Raw genomic sequence first — 15,156 nt, 5'->3', positions numbered from 1 at the left:
ATCGATGGATTCGATGTTTATACTCCCGAGTGGCTCCGCAGGAGCGGCATACTCTATGCTTCGCTGGGGGGAGAAGGGGAGAGCTGTTCGTGTAAGAACTGGCGGACTCGCTCCAACTCGCGATCGAGGTGGGGGAGGACGTCGGGAATTGAGTCTAATTCGCCGTTGCGGGCTAATTTTTCGGCTTGAGCGGCGAGATCGGACAGCGATCGCGCGCCGATGTTGCGACCCGCCCCTTTAATCCGGTGAATATGACTTTCCACCGCGTCCGCGTCGGCCCGATCTAACGCTTCCCGAGTGGCGGCTAAATCCGCATCGCTGGCGTCGAGAAAGGTTTCGAGTAACCGTTGTTTTAACGCCAATTTACCCCGCGAAACCTGTTCGAGGCGTTTGAGATCCATACAGTTCGCCGATTCCGGAGAACTAGGAGGGGACACTTCGCCGACAGGTTGGGGTTCGTAGGGGGGAGCGTCTTGAGCGGGTTCGGGTTTCCAGCGTTCTAACACGGCTTGTAAGCGTTCCAAATTGACAGGTTTGCTGATATAGTCGTCCATCCCCGCCGCCAAACACTTTTGGCGGTCTTCGGGCATGGCATGAGCGGTTAAAGCGACGACAATGGTATGACGGCGATTCCCTTCCTGGCGGCGAAGTTCCTGGGTAGCTTCGTAACCGTCTTTAATGGGCATTTGACAGTCCATCAAGACCAGATCGTAGTCTTTCTCGGTCAATCGAGTTAACGCTTCGGCGCCGTTGTCGGCGAAGTCGGCGCGATAACCGAGGACGTCGAGTTGGGAAGAGATCACCTGTTGGTTAATTTTGTGGTCTTCGGCGACTAAAATTTTGAAGTTCGACGGGGGAAGGTCCCTCGCGTGCTTTGCAGGTAAAGTATGAATGCCGGATTGGGCGTTCGCCGCTTGCGTTTCCGGGGATCCTAACAGGGCGATCGCCCGTTCCAACAAACGAGACGGACGCATCGGTTCGATCGCGTAGCCGTGACAGGCCCCGATCGCTACTAACGCTTGAGCTTGAGAACGACGATTTAAAGGCGTCATCAACAAAATTTTCGCCTCCTGCGCCACCCGTGGCAAGGCTTCCTGAAGATCGCGATCGAACAAGTCCAATTCGATCGCGATCGGATTGAAAGGGCGATCGTCCGCCCCTGCTATTCTCACTTTGTCTAACGCCCTGGCTCCGTCCCGGGCTTCGTCACTCTCCATCCCCCAGCGTTCGGCCATGTAGCGCACCGATTGGCGCTGGATCTCCCGGCGGCTCACTACCAGTAACCTCGCCCGTTTCAACTCCGGCGGTAACGGCTCACTTTCCACCCCAACTTGTTTGGCAAAAGGAATGCTCACCCAAAACGTCGATCCCTTCCCCCAATCGCTTTCGACGCCGATTTCGCCGTCCATCAGTTCCACCAACTGCTTGCAAATCGCCAAACCCAATCCAGTCCCGCCATACTTGCGGGTTGAAGAAGCATCGAGTTGAGAAAACGACTGAAACAACTTGTGCGCTTCTTCCGGGACGATGCCGATGCCCGTATCGCTCACCGACAGGCGAATCCGCACTTTTTGGGGCGTTTCGGATTCCAAAACCGCTTGTAAAATCACTTCGCCGCGATCGGTAAATTTAATCGCATTGTTGAGTAAATTGAGCAGAACTTGGCGCAACCGGGCCGGATCGCCGATTAAGAATTGCGGGATTTGGCTGTGAATCAACAACGTGAGATCTAATCCCTTTTCTTGAGCCGCAGTCACCATCAGATCGACCACCGCTTCCATGCACTCTTGCAGGTCGAAACCGATGGTGTTGAGCTTCATTTCTTTCGCTTCGAGTTTGGAGAACTCCAGCAAATCGTTAATGATCGCTAACAAGTGTTCGGCGCTGGTGCAAATAGTTTGAGCGTATTCGCGCTGTTGGGGAGTCAGGTTGGTTTGCAACATCAAGCGGGCCATCCCGACGACTCCGTTCATCGGCGTGCGAATTTCGTGGCTCATGCTGGCGAGAAACTGACTTTTGGCGAGATTGGCAGCTTCTGCGGCCCGTTTGGTTTTGTCGAGGACGATATTTTGTTGGGTGAGTTGTTCCGACGTGCGCGTTTCTTGTTCGAGTAATTGCGCTTGTGCTAAAGCGATGCTCACTTGATTGGCCAACTGTTCTAACAGCTCGATTTCCCACGGGGTCCACTGTCGGGTATGGCTGCATTGGTGGGCGATCAGCAAACCCCAGAGTTTTTCGCGTTCGAGTAAGGGGACGACTAAATTCGCTTTGACGCCGCAACTTTTGAGCAGGTGGATATGACAGTCTTGCAAGTTGGCATTTTCGATATCGGCGATCGCCGTCACCCGTCCGGAGCGATATTTTTCCGTATATTTATTTTTAAAACAGGGATCGTCGAATTCCTGACCTAAAATCGGGATCGTGTCGGAAATGACGGCTTCGGTGACGATCGTTCCCGACCCGTCGGGCCACAAACGATAAATAATGACGCGATCGGTGTCGAGAAATTGGCGTACCTCTTCGACGGTGGTTTTAAGGATTTCGCCGATATCGAGGGACTGGCGAATTTTAATGGTCAATTCGGCGAACAGTTGCGATCGCTGATTTTGCTTGAGCAGTTCCTCGCGTGCTTGTTGGGCGCTGGTAATATCTTGGGCGATCCCGAGGACGTACTCGGGTTGACCGGATTCGTTGAAAATTGGGACTTTGGTGGTTTGTAGCAGGCGGGTTCCGCGATCGGGCGTTTCCAAAGATTGGGCGGCAATTTCGATCGCCTCGGCGTTATCGAGCACTTGGCGATCGATCGCGCCGAGACAATCTGCTTGAGCGGGGGGGAATAAGTCGGCGTCGGTTTTACCGATCGCCGCGATCGCCGGGTAACCGAACAGTTGTTCGCTGGTTTTATTCCAAGAAACGATCGTCAGATTCGCCGCCTCTTTGATAAACACGCCGACAGGCAAATTTTCGACCACGGAATTGAGAAAATTCTGGGTTTGGGATAATTCCGCTTCCGCATGTTTGCGATCGCTGATATCGATAAAACTGCAGACCGCGTGTTCTACAACCCCCTCGTCATTGGCGATCGGATTGACATTGACCAACAACCAGCGTTCCACGGGGGCGATCGCCTCCTCGGCGGTCTCGGTGGCGCGCGAACGCCTCTGAATTCCCATCACCACATTATGCACCGGAGACCCGGTGGCGATCGCCTGTTGCACCGGACGTTCTGCTTTCAGGAACGGGGTGCGATCTTCGCGCACGATCGCCCAGGTTTCCTCAAAAATCGTCTCTTCTTGCAGTTCTTCGACCGTGACGCCCAACAGTTGCGCGGCGGCGGGGTTAGACAGCACAATTTTTAAATCCGGCGTCAATAACAAAACGCCGACTTGCATTTCTCGGATAAAGGTTCGCAGGCGATCGAGGGTTTCTTGCTGGGTGGCTAAATGGCGATCGACCACGGAATTGAGGCTCGTTAAGCCTAAAATGGTCAACGTCGTAATCGCGATCGCGATCGCCAAATCTTCGCGATCGAGGGTGTAATCGGTCCCGAGGGCGATCGGGCCGGTGGGCCAGCGAAAGCGCACCGCCGCCATACTGATATAGTGCATCCCGCTAATGGTCAAACCCAAGACCGTCGCGCCGCCGAGTTTGCTCGACGGTTGCGATCGCCCGGAACCGACGGGAAACGCCAACCAGAGGGCGATTTCCGAACCGCCGATCGCCACGGCGATCGACAATACCACGAATAAGGGATCGTAGTCGATATGATTCGGTAATTGCAGCGCCCACATTCCCAGATAGTGCATCGAGGCGATCGCCTCTCCGAGAATGGTGCCCGCTAACAGTAACTCTTTAAAACCACACGGCGATCGGTTGACCAAGACCAACCCCGCACCACAGGCGATCGCCGTCACCACCAGGGAACCGACGACGGTGGGGATGTCGTAACTTAACAAAAATGGCAATTTGAGCGCCAACATCCCTACAAAATGCATCGACCAAATCCCCACCCCCATCGCGATCGCGCTGAGTATGACCCAGACCCACCCTTCGAGGCGACGTTCGTAGTGCCCTTTGCGACTCAGTTCGATCGCCGTATAAGATGCCAACATCCCCACGACGATCGAAACGACGACGAGACGCCAGTCATAATGGGCGATCGCTCGGACTTCAACGGGAACGTTTAACAAAAATTGCCAGCTTGCAGACATATGGTTTAGATTTTAGATTTTAGATTTTAGATTTTAGATTTTACAAGGGAATATTTTTCCGACGTTGAAAGTTAAAAGAAGGATGGCGATCGCCGAGATTTCTAGAGAGAGTGTAGGGCTTAAACTCGCGCGTACCAGGCTAGATTTCGTCATCGGCGCAGCCGTACAAAAGCCACAAAAACACGACTGTACTCCCGCCCTTGAGAACAGTTCTCGAACGATTTTCTTTAACTTGTTTCTTTAACTTGTAAAGTCGTCTTAAAGTTGTCTTGGCGATCGCGAAGTTTCCCCTGCTTCCCCTACCTCTCTACCGACGCGATCGATCGCCAATTTCCGCACCCAAGGAAATGACGAGTTTAGCGTCTGCGCGATTCTCCTCGGTCGATGCTTTGCGAACGAGACAAAGACGACAACCCCTAAGCTTGGTGTCGTCACACGCCACAGAATCAACAGGGTCATCCCGACGGACACCGACCGGGAGCAACTCACCAGCAGCGCACGAATGCCCCTTATTCTGAATTTAGCATTCCCCCTCGGTACAATCTTCTTTCTAAAGACAGAAAAATCGATGGCGATCGAAAACCGGGGGGTTGAGTTCGACCGATGGATGCGTCGATGGGGTAAAAGTTATCGAGATCGAAACTGAACCAAAGGGTCAAGGCGATCGCCGTGAAACGACCCGATCGCGAAACGACCGATCCGGGTTAAGTGGGATAGATTTTACAATGACTCTAGACAGTCAAATTTTTTGTAATTTCCATCAGAACAATGATTCAAAATACCGAACTCGAAAATGATATTGTCACCCTCAGCGTCGTGCAAGTTGGATTGCGCGCTCAAGATTGTTCCATTCCTTCGGAACTGTCGGCGATGAGTCGCGAAGCGGATACGACGACGCCCAAAGGATTGTTACAAATTTTGCAAAATTCGGCGCGATCGCTGTTAAAACATTCCCCGTCGTGGACTCATGTTTTAGGCTATTCGCAAACCTTCCCCAGCCGCGATCGCGCCGACGCCGAATTTCAACAAATTTCCTGGAAAGAACGGCAAAAATTCAGCGCCGAAACCCTAACCAACGTCGAAGGAAAAATTAACGAACCGAGTGCTTTACCCTATCCCAATCCCGGAGATCCGGCGTATATTGTCGTTACTTTGCTGGTCGGAACCGCCCACGATCGCCCTTTATTCGATCGCCTCAATTCGCGAGACCAACTCCATCGGGCGATCGAAATCCTCACGGAGATTTCCGAGGAATATTTGCTCGTTTTCGAGTTATTGTGGACCCCACAAATCGAAACCGATACCCTCAGCGAAGCGCAAATGCACGAACATTACGGACAAACCATTCCCATTAGTTAAAAAGTGCAGTTGGCGGGGATCGTCGGTGGACTCGATCTCGGAAAGGCTATATCCGCAAATCGGATAAAAATCGGGGTCGTCGATGAGATAAGCTAAACGATCGAGATTGACTTGGCAAGCAGCAACCGCGCGAATGAACATCCGAATCGGGAATGGCTACGACATCCACCGCCTGACGGGCGATCGCCCGTTGATCCTCGGAGGCGTTAAAATCGAACACGAGTTAGGATTACTCGGTCACAGCGACGCCGACGTATTGACCCATGCAATTATGGATGCCATGTTAGGGGCGTTGAGTTTGGGAGATATCGGGCTTTATTTCCCCCCCAGCGACCCGCAATGGGCGGGGGCGGACAGTTTGAAGCTACTCGCCCAGGTGAACGCACTGATCGGCGATCGCGGCTGGAAAGTGGGCAATATCGATTCAGTCGTCGTCGCCGAACGGCCCAAACTCAAACCCCATATCGCCGCCATGCGCGATCGCCTCGCCAACGTCCTCGGCGTCGATTCCGAACAAATTGGCGTCAAAGCGACCACCAACGAAAAACTCGGTCCGGTCGGTCGCGAAGAAGGAATCGCCGCCTATGCGGTCGCCTTACTCGAACGGCGATCGTAATTAAGGTTTTCCGGTGCGTTCCGCCACAGGCGATCGCCGATTTCCCCCCTAAAACCGATCGAAATTCAGCCGTATGTTCACACCGATCGTCACGATCCAAACACTTATCAACTTAGGGCGATCGCCCCGCCGAATTCTATCCCTTGGCTTGGCGTTTCTCTTAAGTTTTAGTTTAGCCGCTTGCAATCCGGCGCGTTTCAAAACCGATGCGGCTGAAGTCAACCAATTAGTCTGGACAATTCTCAGCGATCCGAAAACCTTTAATCCCGCCTTAAGTACGGAAGTTCCCAATATCTTCAGTTTGACGTTTGAAGGATTGACCACCACCAACGGGATCACCGCCGAAGTCGAACCCGGACTCGCCGAATCGTGGGAAATTGCCGAGGACAAACTGCGTTATGTCTTCACCTTGCGCGAAGGGTTGCGATGGTCCGACGGCGAACCTCTCACCTCCGACGATGTTGTTTTTAGTTTTAACGAAGTTTACTTTAACGAAAAAGTCCCCACCAGTACCCGCGACGTCTTGAGAATTGGGGAAAGTGGGGCGTTACCCAAAGTCCGCGCGATCGACGATCGCCGCATCGAATTTACCTTACCCGAACCCTTCGCCCCCTTTTTACGCACGATGGGAACGGAGATTTTACCCGCCCATATTTTACGTCCCACCATCGAACAAACCGACGCCGAAGGTAACCCACTTTTCCTCTCCACCTGGGGGATCGATACCCCACCGGAAAACATTATCGTCAACGGTCCGTATCAACTCGAAAGTTATTTAACCAGCGAACAAGTTATTTACCGTCGCAATCCCTACTATTGGCGAAAAGATGCCGAAGGCAATTCCCAACCTTACATCGAACGGATTGTCTGGCAAATTGTCGAATCGACGGATACTTCTTTATTAAAATTCATTTCCGGAACGTCCGACTCGATTGGTGTTTCTCCAGAAAACTTTTCCTTCTTAAAACCGAGAGAAGAACGGGAAAATTTTACTATTTACAATGGCGGTCCGGCGTCGGGAACGACATTTATCGCTTTCAACCTCAATAAAGGGCGCAATCCCGACGGAACCCCCGTGGTCGAACCGATGAAATCGCGCTGGTTTCAAAAAGTCGAATTTCGACAGGCGATCGCCTACGCGATCGATCGCCAAACCACGATCGACAACACTTTTAGAGGATTAGGAAAACCGCAACATTCCCCGATTTCCGTCCAAAGTCCTTACTATCTCTCTCCGGAAGAAGGACTAAAAACGTATGATTTCAATCCGGACAAAGCTAAAGAATTACTATTAGGTTCCGGCTTTCAATATAACGATCGCGACGAATTACTCGACGCCGAAGGGAATCGCGTTCGCTTCACCCTGATTACGAACGCCGGAAATAAAACCCGCGAAGCAATGGGGGCGCAAATTAAGCAAGATTTGAGTAAAATCGGGATTCAGGTCGATTTTCAGCCGATTTCCTTTAACGCCCTCGTCGCCAAGTTATCGGACTCTCTCGATTGGGACTGTCATTTAATTGGCTTTACGGGTGGCGTCGAACCCAATGGCGGCGCTAATTTCTGGTTACCGGAAGGACGCTTGCACATTTTCAACCAAAAACGACAACCGGGACAAACTCCGTTAATCGGTTGGGAAGTGGCGGATTGGGAACGTAAAATCGGCGATCTTTATATTAAAGGCGCCCAAGAGTTGGACGAAGCGAAGCGAAAAGAAATTTATGCCGAAACTCAACGATTGACTCAGGAATATTTACCCGTGATTCATTTAGTCAATCCCCTATCTTTGGCGGCGGTACGCGATCGCGTCAAAGGGATTGAATATTCCGCCCTCGGTGGCGCATTTTGGAATTTGTACGAGTTAAAAATAGAAGAGTCTACCGAGGAATAGAGGAAAAAATCGAGACTGACAGTTGCTATAGCAATTCCAAAAGATCGGCACTTACGCTGCATTTGATTAACTTACTTGAGGTGGATTGGATTGCAAGTATAGTTGTCGATCCCGGCGATCGCTAGACTTGGGGGGTGGAGATCCCCCTAAATCCCCCTTGAAAAGGGGGACTTAAAGAAGTTGCCATCTCTTGGATGCAATTCCTTTACTCCACCATCTAAAACCTACAATCTAATCATCTAAACTCTAAAATTATTCAATGAAACCGGAAGCTTTACAGTCTCTTTTAGAAGCGGTAGCGTCGGGAAATTTGCCCCCTGAAAAAGCATTAGAAGAGTTAAAACATTTGGCATTCGAACCCGTGGGTGGCTTTGCTCACATCGACCATCACCGCAATTTGAGAACTGGGTTTCCCGAGGTGATTTGGGGGCCGGGTAAAACCCCGGATCAAATTGCCGAAATTATGGAAGTCATGCGTCAGCGCAATCCGGTGGTTATGGCGACTCGCATCGCGCCGGAAGTTTACGACCAGTTACAAGAGCGCGTCAAGGGTTTATTTTATTATCGAGAAGCGCGGATTTGTACCTTGGGACTGCCTGCGGTAGAACCGACCTATCCCGGTAAAATGGGGGTGATTTGTGCGGGAACTGCCGATCTCCCGGTGGCGGAGGAGGCGGCGGTGACGGCGCAGTTATGCGGTTTTGATGTTTGTCGTTTTTGGGATATCGGCGTGGCGGGGATCCATCGCTTGCTGGCCCATCGCGAAGCGATCGCCGCCTGTGACGTGGCGATCGTGGTGGCGGGAATGGAAGGCGCCTTACCCAGTGTCGTCGCCGGATTGGTCAGTTGTCCGACGATCGCCGTTCCCACCAGTGTCGGTTACGGCGCCAGTTTCAACGGTTTGGCCCCTTTATTAACCATGCTCAATTCTTGCGCCGCCGGGGTCGGTGTCGTCAATATCGACAATGGCTTTGGCGCCGCTATTTTAGCCGGACAAATTTTGAGGACGGGTCTGCGTTTGGCGGGGAAGGGGTAGGGGGACAAGCGGTTAGCGGCGATCGCACCGATGTCGATGCTTCTCCAACCCTCTCTATCTAAAATCGAAAATCTAAAATCCAAACCCCCCTTTGCCTCTGCCAAAACCATAAGGGTCGCCAAGATGTGACAATAACAGTACCGGGAGCGATCGCCGTGCTGCTCGCATCGAACGCTATTCCGGTACTGTTGCCTAGGAATCATACTTATGTTTAAACGAATTGCAGCCGTTTTCTTAGTGGTACTCACTCTGGCGCTGACCAGTTGTTCGACTTCGGTGGTCGGCGCCCTCAAAAGTTATGCCAACACTACCAAGGGTTATGAATTTCTCTATCCCAACGGATGGGAACAGGTGAAGGTGAACGGCGGCCCGGATGTGGTGTTTCACGATTTAATCGAACAAAGTGAAAATGTCAGCGTGGTGATTAGCGAAGTTCCCAACAACAAATCGTTAGAAGAGTTGGGAACGCCGACCGAGGTGGGTTACAAGCTCTCGAAATCGGCGATCGCCCCCCCGGATTCGGGACGGACGGCGGAGTTACTCGACGCGCAAATGAAGGAAAAAGGCTCGAAAACTTATTATTTATTGGAATATCGGGTGAAATTCCCCGATCGCGAACGGCACAATCTCGCCAGTGTTGCCATTTCTCGCGGTAAGCTATTTACCTTTAATGTGTCCACGACTCAATCACGCTGGAAGAAGGTAAAAGATTTGTTTGAAGCAGTGGTCAATTCCTTTTCTGTTTATTAAGCGATCGCCTTCCCTTGAGGAAAACCCAGGGGGAAAAGATCGCCCTTGGGGTCTGTAAACCGATTCATTTGATATGGTAATTCCTGCATTTGTCCTAGCTTCCACATCTCCGGCGCGCCTGCGGTTACTCGAAAGTGCTGGAATCGAACCGATCGTTTGTCGTAGCGATTTTGACGAGTCCCAGGTGCAGTTGAGCGATCCGGACGAACTGGTCAAAACCCTCGCCGAGTGCAAGGCGAAAGCGGTGATCGAAAAGTTCAGTCCGACTCCGACAACGGGCGCATTGACGGAGGAGACGCCGAAGCGATCGCCGTTGTTAATTTTAGGTTGCGATTCGGTGTTGGTTCTCGATGGGGAAATTCACGGAAAACCGGAAGATCCCCAGGAGGCGATCGCCCGTTGGCAGAAAATGCGCGGTTCGTTCGGCGACTTGTATACAGGTCACGCTTTGTTAGATCTGGCGCAAGATCGGGCGATCGTGCGGACGGCAATTACCCGGGTTTATTTTGCCAATATCGGCGATCGCCAGATCGAAGCTTACGTCGCCACCGGGGAACCCCTACGCTGTGCGGGGTGTTTTGCGATCGACGGTCGCGGCGGTCTGTTTGTCGAAAAACTCGAAGGATGTCACACCAACGTCATCGGTTTGAGTCTGCCCTTATTGCGCCAAATAATCGACGATCTCGGCTATGACGTGACCGAGTTTTGGTCGCTCCCTCATTAAGTTCTCACTTTTACCATCGGACGATCGCCCCGGGATCTCCCTCGGACAAGCGATCGCCCTTCCGTTTAGTCAAATTTTCTCTGACGATTCCCCAACAGAGGTGCTGGCATTTTTGGTCTTTCTTGAGTTTCACCCCTGTGGTAATAGTAAAAAAACTTGTTACTATTCTCCGAGGATCGAGCCGTGTTTCGATTACTTCATCCCTTTGTGGAAGTCATCCAACCTTTTTTAATTCCTCTTTGCTTTTGTTTGGCGTGGGGATTGACGTTACTCGTCGCGTGGAGTGTGGGAAGTGCGATCGCCAGTGGAGTCAGCCAAGCCAAGCGAATGCACCAAATTCCCTGCACCGGGTGCGTCTTTTTCACCAACGACCATCGCCTGAAATGTCCGGTCAGACCGAAAGTTGCCATGACGGAAGAGGCGATCGGCTGTATGGACTATCGGGAGCATTAAAAATACTAAGTGAGTTAGTCGATCGTGAGTTAGTTAATATCGAGTAACACTTTCAGAACCCCTCGGGTTTGGGCGCGATCGAACGCGGCGATCGCCTCATCTAGGGGATAATGGGCTTGAATTAACGGTTTGACATCGATGCGATCGCCCGCCAAAACCGCGATCGCCTCCGGAAACGGACCGCAACGCGACCCGACCAGGGTAAGTTCGTCAACCACGATCGCCGACGCATCGATTTCCAACCGCCCCGCATAGGTACTTTTTAACACCAACGTCCCGCGCGGACGCAATGCACGACGGGCGACCTCGAATCCCTGCGGATTCCCCGTACATTCCACGGAAACATCGAAACTGCGGGCGATCGCCGCCTCCTCAAATCCCGTTTGAATCCCCCGCGCCGCCAATAAATCCAGCTTTTCCCGGTGGCGCCCGATCGCCAGCAACTCGCAACCACTCAACGCCAGAGTTTGCGCCACCAACTGCCCCAACTTCCCGTCTCCGACCACCAACACGCGATCGTTCGGCCCAATTTTGACCTGTTTTTGAATCTCTAACGCCGCCGCTACAGGTTCGGTAAACGTAGCAACATCTGTATCAACATTATCCGGAATTAGATGCAAGTTTTCAATCGGTAGGGACAGATATTGAGCAAAAGCGCCATGACGATTGACAATCCCCAGCACCGTCCGATTTTCGCAATGAGTCGGCACCCCCTGACGACAGAAACGACAGTCCCCACAAGCTGCATTAATTTCGCCAACAACGCGACGGTTGACTAAATTTTCCGGACCATTTTCGACCACCCCCACGAACTCGTGACCCAGCACCCCTCGATAAGGATAGTAACCGCGTAATAATTCTAAATCCGTATTGCAAATTCCCGCGCGCAATACTTTAACTCGTGCTTCTCCCGCTTGTAATTCCGGTAGGGGAAGATCGGTTTTTAATTCTAATTTTTGATTTTCCAGCCAAACTGCTTTCATTGTTCGATCGATTACAGACAACTTTTCTTATTCTAACCCTCGTTTTCTTCGTATTTAAAAGATTTTAGACTATTTTAAATGATTGAGGACGAGAAAATTTTTCCTCCTCCCTTTATTCCCCTGGGTACAAAAATCGCAGGATAAACCTGTAGAACGCCTCGGTGATTCCTCGATATCTTGTCAATTAATAAGATGAATTGCTTAAATTCTGCAAATTCAAACTAATTAAGTTACAATACCCAATAATCTCAATCATTTGAATCGAGGAGTTAGAACACAATGCGACCTCAACGGATTCCCCCGGGTCCCGGTCAAGAGTCAGTATGGGATTACCCTCGTCCCCCGCGTATCGAACCCGTCAGCGAAACTTTAAAAGTTGTTTTAAATGGGATTACTCTAGCCGAAACCGATCGCGGTCATCGGGTTTTAGAAACAAGCCATCCTCCAGTTTACTATTTCCCTCCAGAAAATGTAAAACTAGAATATCTGGAAGAAACGGGACGCACAACCTGGTGTGAATTTAAAGGATCGTGTCGCTATTTTTATCTAAAAATGGAAGGCATGGAATCGGCGATCGCCGCTTGGTCTTATTATAAAGTCACTCCCGGATTTGAAGCGATTGAAAATCATATTGGTTTCTACGCAAAACCGATGAGTTGTTATGTCGGCGATGAATTAGTACAACCTCAACCGGGGGATTACTATGGCGGATGGGTCACTAAAAACATTGTCGGTCCGTTCAAAGGCGGACCGGGAACAATGGGATGGTAACCCGGCAGTGGAATAAGCTGTTTCTCTTTTAAAATATATAAGAGTCAAGAGGCGGGTAGAATGCCCGCCGAACCATAAACCTTATTCTATGGTACCTTTAGGAAGGACTTCTGGTTTTACGGGTGCAGTTTAAATATCGGACAGCTTAGAGAAAGGGTAAGTTACGAAAACTGAAAATTTATCTAATTTTACTTAAAAATATCGATCCATTTTCCTCAATTCTCAGAGGTTAAGAAGATCGTTAAAATTGGCATAAAAAAACTTATAATTAATTAATCCTAGCAATCAAAGTTTCTCATGAGTGTAAAGACGATCGCCCTTCGTGAAATCAAAATCCACCAGCATCATCTCGATCTACTCTATACCGTTGACGAGTTTAGTTTTACGACCAAAATCTTTTATCACGATCTTGATTTAAACGAACTCGATCGCCGATACGGAGATCGAGGACTCGATCGCCTCTACGCACATATTGCCTTATTTGAAGGCATGAAATTCTGTTCGGTTTATCCGGAAAAATACGATATTTCTATTATTTCCGATCGGCTATGCGAAGATGCATTAACCTTATTCAACCGAATTTATTGTGGTGTTTTCGCACAACATTGGTATGAAAACAACGTCGGCGACTATCGCGGACCGCAATTGATTTACGATCGCCTGGGAACCTCCGAAGCTGTAGAATTAGGCGATCGTAATGACATCATTCTCGCCGCTTGTGGTGGAGGAAAAGATAGCATTGTCGCCATGAAAATGCTTGAGGAAGCCAACCTTCCTTTTGCCTCTTTTCAATATTCCCACAGTATTTACGGTCAGTCTAATTTACAACATCGTTTGATTTCACGAGTTCTCAAGCATGTCCGTCCAGTTCGTTCGCATCAAATCTCGATTTACGACGATTTTTTAGACTGTCCTTTCGTTTCCCTTTACTTTCCACAGCTTTCGGGAATTACCGTTCCAGAAACCCCAGTTTCCGTGTTTGAATCTTTAATCTTGATGCTGGCGGGAGGATATCGCTATTTAAGTTTGGCTCATGAAAAAAGTGCCAACACTGGCAATTTAGTTTCGGATAGCTTAGGGGAAGTCAATCACCAATGGGGAAAAAGTTACGAAGCGGAAATCGAACTCAATCGCTACATCCAAACCAATTTATTTTCAAATTTAAGCTATTTCGGGATTCTCCAACCGATTTACGAATATCGAATTTTTGAAAAATTAACCCAATATCCAGAAGTTTTAGGCGATATTCATTCGTGCAATATTGAAAAACCCTGGTGTAAAAAATGCCCCAAATGTGCGTATGTTTGGACGAATTTGATGGCGTTTTTCGACCCCGACCGGGTCGATGCGGTATTTGGCAAAAACTTATTCGACGACCCGGATTTACTCCCGGTTTACGAACAGATGTTAGGGTTGACGGAACATACTCCTTTTGAATGTCTCGGCGAAATTGACGAAACCCGTTTGGCGGTTAAAAGTTGTGTGGAAAAGGGGTTAACGGGAAAAGCGATCGACTTATTTCGCGATCGCGTTCTCTCCGACGAGGAGATCGATTGGGAGGGGATTGCGGCGAAATATCGCGGCGTCTACGATCGCGAACATGCCATCCCCGAAGCCATTTTTATGCGAATTGCGGATAAGTTTTAACCGATTTGACATCGATCGCCCGTCCTTCACAAAAATTAATAAATCGAAGGAAGATTACCCCCGAATTTGATACATTCTGTATCATTTCTCAAGGATAATTCATGGTTATTGCCAAAGAGTTTCGATAATCTAAGAAATAAGAGATAGATTTTAGAGGCAATTCTTATGGCAATTATTCCTACGATTGAAGTTAGAAAACCTGCATGGCATACGATCGCGATGTTCGCCTTGGGGTTTTGGCTCAGTGCGATCGCCGTAGTCGATTTGGTCGTGATGCCGACGATGTACGCGGCTGGAATGACCGTAGAATCTGGGTTTGCTTCTGCCGGATACGTGATGTTCGGAACCTTCAACCGCATTGAATTACTCTGTGCGGCAGTGGTATTGACCGGGTTGCTGACGATGGTTTACCGCCACCGCAGCGAAAGAAATTGGGGCAAAACGGAAGTTATTTTATCGGTCATTTTACTCGGCATCGTCCTGGCGCAGACCTATGCGCTGACGCCGCAAATGAGCGCGTTAGGGATTCAACTCAATTGGCTCGATAGCGAGGTTTCCGTTCCCGCGCTCATGGATGGAATGCACGAAAGTTATTGGTTCCTCGAATTAATCAAACTCGGATGTGGCGGCTTTTTGCTCAGTTGGTTGTATCGCAAAACGAAAGAAGACGAATTGCTGGCGCAATAAGTTTTCTGCGCAGAATTAAATTGAGAAA

13 protein-coding genes are annotated in these 15,156 nt (G+C 50.0%); 10 read left to right on the top strand and 3 right to left on the bottom strand.

Annotated features, from left to right (window positions below; genetic code table 11):
• Window positions 1-53 precede the first annotated feature (53 nt).
• A complete protein-coding gene (locus tag HCG48_RS15125; RefSeq protein ID WP_168569905.1) occupies window positions 54-4,211 on the bottom strand; it encodes an MHYT domain-containing protein in 4,158 nt (1,385 codons plus the stop codon).
• Window positions 4,212-4,979: 768 nt separating this feature from the next.
• Here HCG48_RS15125 and HCG48_RS15120 point away from each other — a divergent pair.
• The 6 genes from HCG48_RS15120 to HCG48_RS15095 all read left to right on the top strand — a co-directional run bounded on the left by HCG48_RS15120 (window position 4,980) and on the right by HCG48_RS15095 (window position 10,587).
• Window positions 4,980-5,570 (top strand): DUF1517 domain-containing protein, encoded by a 591-nt coding sequence (locus HCG48_RS15120; RefSeq protein ID WP_168569904.1) that lies wholly within the window; start codon window positions 4,980-4,982, stop codon window positions 5,568-5,570.
• A gap of 133 nt (window positions 5,571-5,703) precedes the next feature.
• Complete coding sequence (ispF, locus tag HCG48_RS15115) at window positions 5,704-6,186, top strand: 2-C-methyl-D-erythritol 2,4-cyclodiphosphate synthase (protein WP_168569903.1); 483 nt, start codon at window positions 5,704-5,706, stop codon at window positions 6,184-6,186.
• A gap of 73 nt (window positions 6,187-6,259) precedes the next feature.
• Window positions 6,260-8,077, top strand: coding sequence for an ABC transporter substrate-binding protein (locus HCG48_RS15110; RefSeq protein WP_168569902.1), 1,818 nt, complete (start codon window positions 6,260-6,262; stop codon window positions 8,075-8,077).
• Between the two features lie 259 nt (window positions 8,078-8,336).
• Window positions 8,337-9,113: a nickel pincer cofactor biosynthesis protein LarB gene (gene larB / locus HCG48_RS15105; RefSeq protein WP_168569901.1), complete on the top strand. Its 777-nt coding sequence runs from the start codon at window positions 8,337-8,339 to the stop codon at window positions 9,111-9,113.
• Window positions 9,114-9,320: 207 nt separating this feature from the next.
• Entirely contained in the window at window positions 9,321-9,863 is a 543-nt protein-coding gene (psbP, locus tag HCG48_RS15100; RefSeq protein ID WP_168569900.1) for a photosystem II reaction center PsbP, read from the top strand.
• 73 nt (window positions 9,864-9,936) lie between these two features.
• Entirely contained in the window at window positions 9,937-10,587 is a 651-nt protein-coding gene (locus HCG48_RS15095) for a nucleoside triphosphate pyrophosphatase (RefSeq protein WP_168569899.1), read from the top strand.
• A gap of 10 nt (window positions 10,588-10,597) precedes the next feature.
• On the opposite strand, the gene HCG48_RS26515 is transcribed toward HCG48_RS15095, so the two are convergent.
• Entirely contained in the window at window positions 10,598-10,720 is a 123-nt protein-coding gene (locus HCG48_RS26515) for a hypothetical protein (RefSeq protein ID WP_281362007.1), read from the bottom strand.
• A gap of 50 nt (window positions 10,721-10,770) precedes the next feature.
• On the opposite strand from HCG48_RS26515, the gene HCG48_RS15090 reads away from it, so the two are divergent.
• Window positions 10,771-11,040 (top strand): hypothetical protein, encoded by a 270-nt coding sequence (locus HCG48_RS15090; RefSeq protein WP_168569898.1) that lies wholly within the window; start codon window positions 10,771-10,773, stop codon window positions 11,038-11,040.
• Between the two features lie 29 nt (window positions 11,041-11,069).
• On the opposite strand, the gene HCG48_RS15085 is transcribed toward HCG48_RS15090, so the two are convergent.
• Window positions 11,070-12,023 carry an MDR/zinc-dependent alcohol dehydrogenase-like family protein gene (locus HCG48_RS15085; RefSeq protein WP_168569897.1) on the bottom strand — a complete coding sequence of 318 codons (954 nt, stop codon included), beginning with the start codon at window positions 12,021-12,023 and terminating at the stop codon, window positions 11,070-11,072.
• 279 nt (window positions 12,024-12,302) lie between these two features.
• On the opposite strand from HCG48_RS15085, the gene HCG48_RS15080 reads away from it, so the two are divergent.
• The 3 genes from HCG48_RS15080 to HCG48_RS15070 all read left to right on the top strand — a co-directional run bounded on the left by HCG48_RS15080 (window position 12,303) and on the right by HCG48_RS15070 (window position 15,128).
• On the top strand, window positions 12,303-12,794 hold the full coding sequence (locus HCG48_RS15080) for a DUF427 domain-containing protein (protein ID WP_168569896.1): 492 nt from the start codon (window positions 12,303-12,305) through the stop codon (window positions 12,792-12,794).
• A 297-nt stretch (window positions 12,795-13,091) separates the two neighbouring features.
• Complete coding sequence (locus HCG48_RS15075; RefSeq protein ID WP_168569895.1) at window positions 13,092-14,441, top strand: MurL C-terminal domain-containing protein; 1,350 nt, start codon at window positions 13,092-13,094, stop codon at window positions 14,439-14,441.
• A 165-nt stretch (window positions 14,442-14,606) separates the two neighbouring features.
• The gene (locus HCG48_RS15070; RefSeq protein ID WP_168569894.1) at window positions 14,607-15,128 is read left to right on the top strand and encodes a DUF4149 domain-containing protein; all 522 of its coding nucleotides are present in this window, start codon (window positions 14,607-14,609) and stop codon (window positions 15,126-15,128) included.
• Window positions 15,129-15,156 lie beyond the last annotated feature (28 nt).

It is taken from the genome of Oxynema aestuarii AP17, from assembly GCF_012295525.1.
Taxonomy (GTDB): Bacteria; Cyanobacteriota; Cyanobacteriia; order Cyanobacteriales; family Laspinemataceae; genus Oxynema; species Oxynema aestuarii.
The sequence above is the reverse complement of the archived record's forward strand: the minus strand, read 5'-3'. Positions and strand labels throughout refer to the sequence as shown.

Coding starts and splice junctions, on each gene's coding strand:
- HCG48_RS15085 (WP_168569897.1), bottom strand. CDS start 12,023: ATGAAAGCAGTTTGGCTGGAAAATCAAAAATTAGAATTAAAAACCGAT.
- HCG48_RS15095 (WP_168569899.1), top strand. CDS start 9,937: ATGGTAATTCCTGCATTTGTCCTAGCTTCCACATCTCCGGCGCGCCTG.
- HCG48_RS15125 (WP_168569905.1), bottom strand. CDS start 4,211: ATGTCTGCAAGCTGGCAATTTTTGTTAAACGTTCCCGTTGAAGTCCGA.
- ispF (WP_168569903.1), top strand. CDS start 5,704: ATGAACATCCGAATCGGGAATGGCTACGACATCCACCGCCTGACGGGC.
- psbP (WP_168569900.1), top strand. CDS start 9,321: ATGTTTAAACGAATTGCAGCCGTTTTCTTAGTGGTACTCACTCTGGCG.
- HCG48_RS15070 (WP_168569894.1), top strand. CDS start 14,607: ATGGCAATTATTCCTACGATTGAAGTTAGAAAACCTGCATGGCATACG.
- HCG48_RS15120 (WP_168569904.1), top strand. CDS start 4,980: ATGATTCAAAATACCGAACTCGAAAATGATATTGTCACCCTCAGCGTC.
- HCG48_RS15110 (WP_168569902.1), top strand. CDS start 6,260: ATGTTCACACCGATCGTCACGATCCAAACACTTATCAACTTAGGGCGA.
- HCG48_RS15080 (WP_168569896.1), top strand. CDS start 12,303: ATGCGACCTCAACGGATTCCCCCGGGTCCCGGTCAAGAGTCAGTATGG.
- HCG48_RS15075 (WP_168569895.1), top strand. CDS start 13,092: ATGAGTGTAAAGACGATCGCCCTTCGTGAAATCAAAATCCACCAGCAT.
- larB (WP_168569901.1), top strand. CDS start 8,337: ATGAAACCGGAAGCTTTACAGTCTCTTTTAGAAGCGGTAGCGTCGGGA.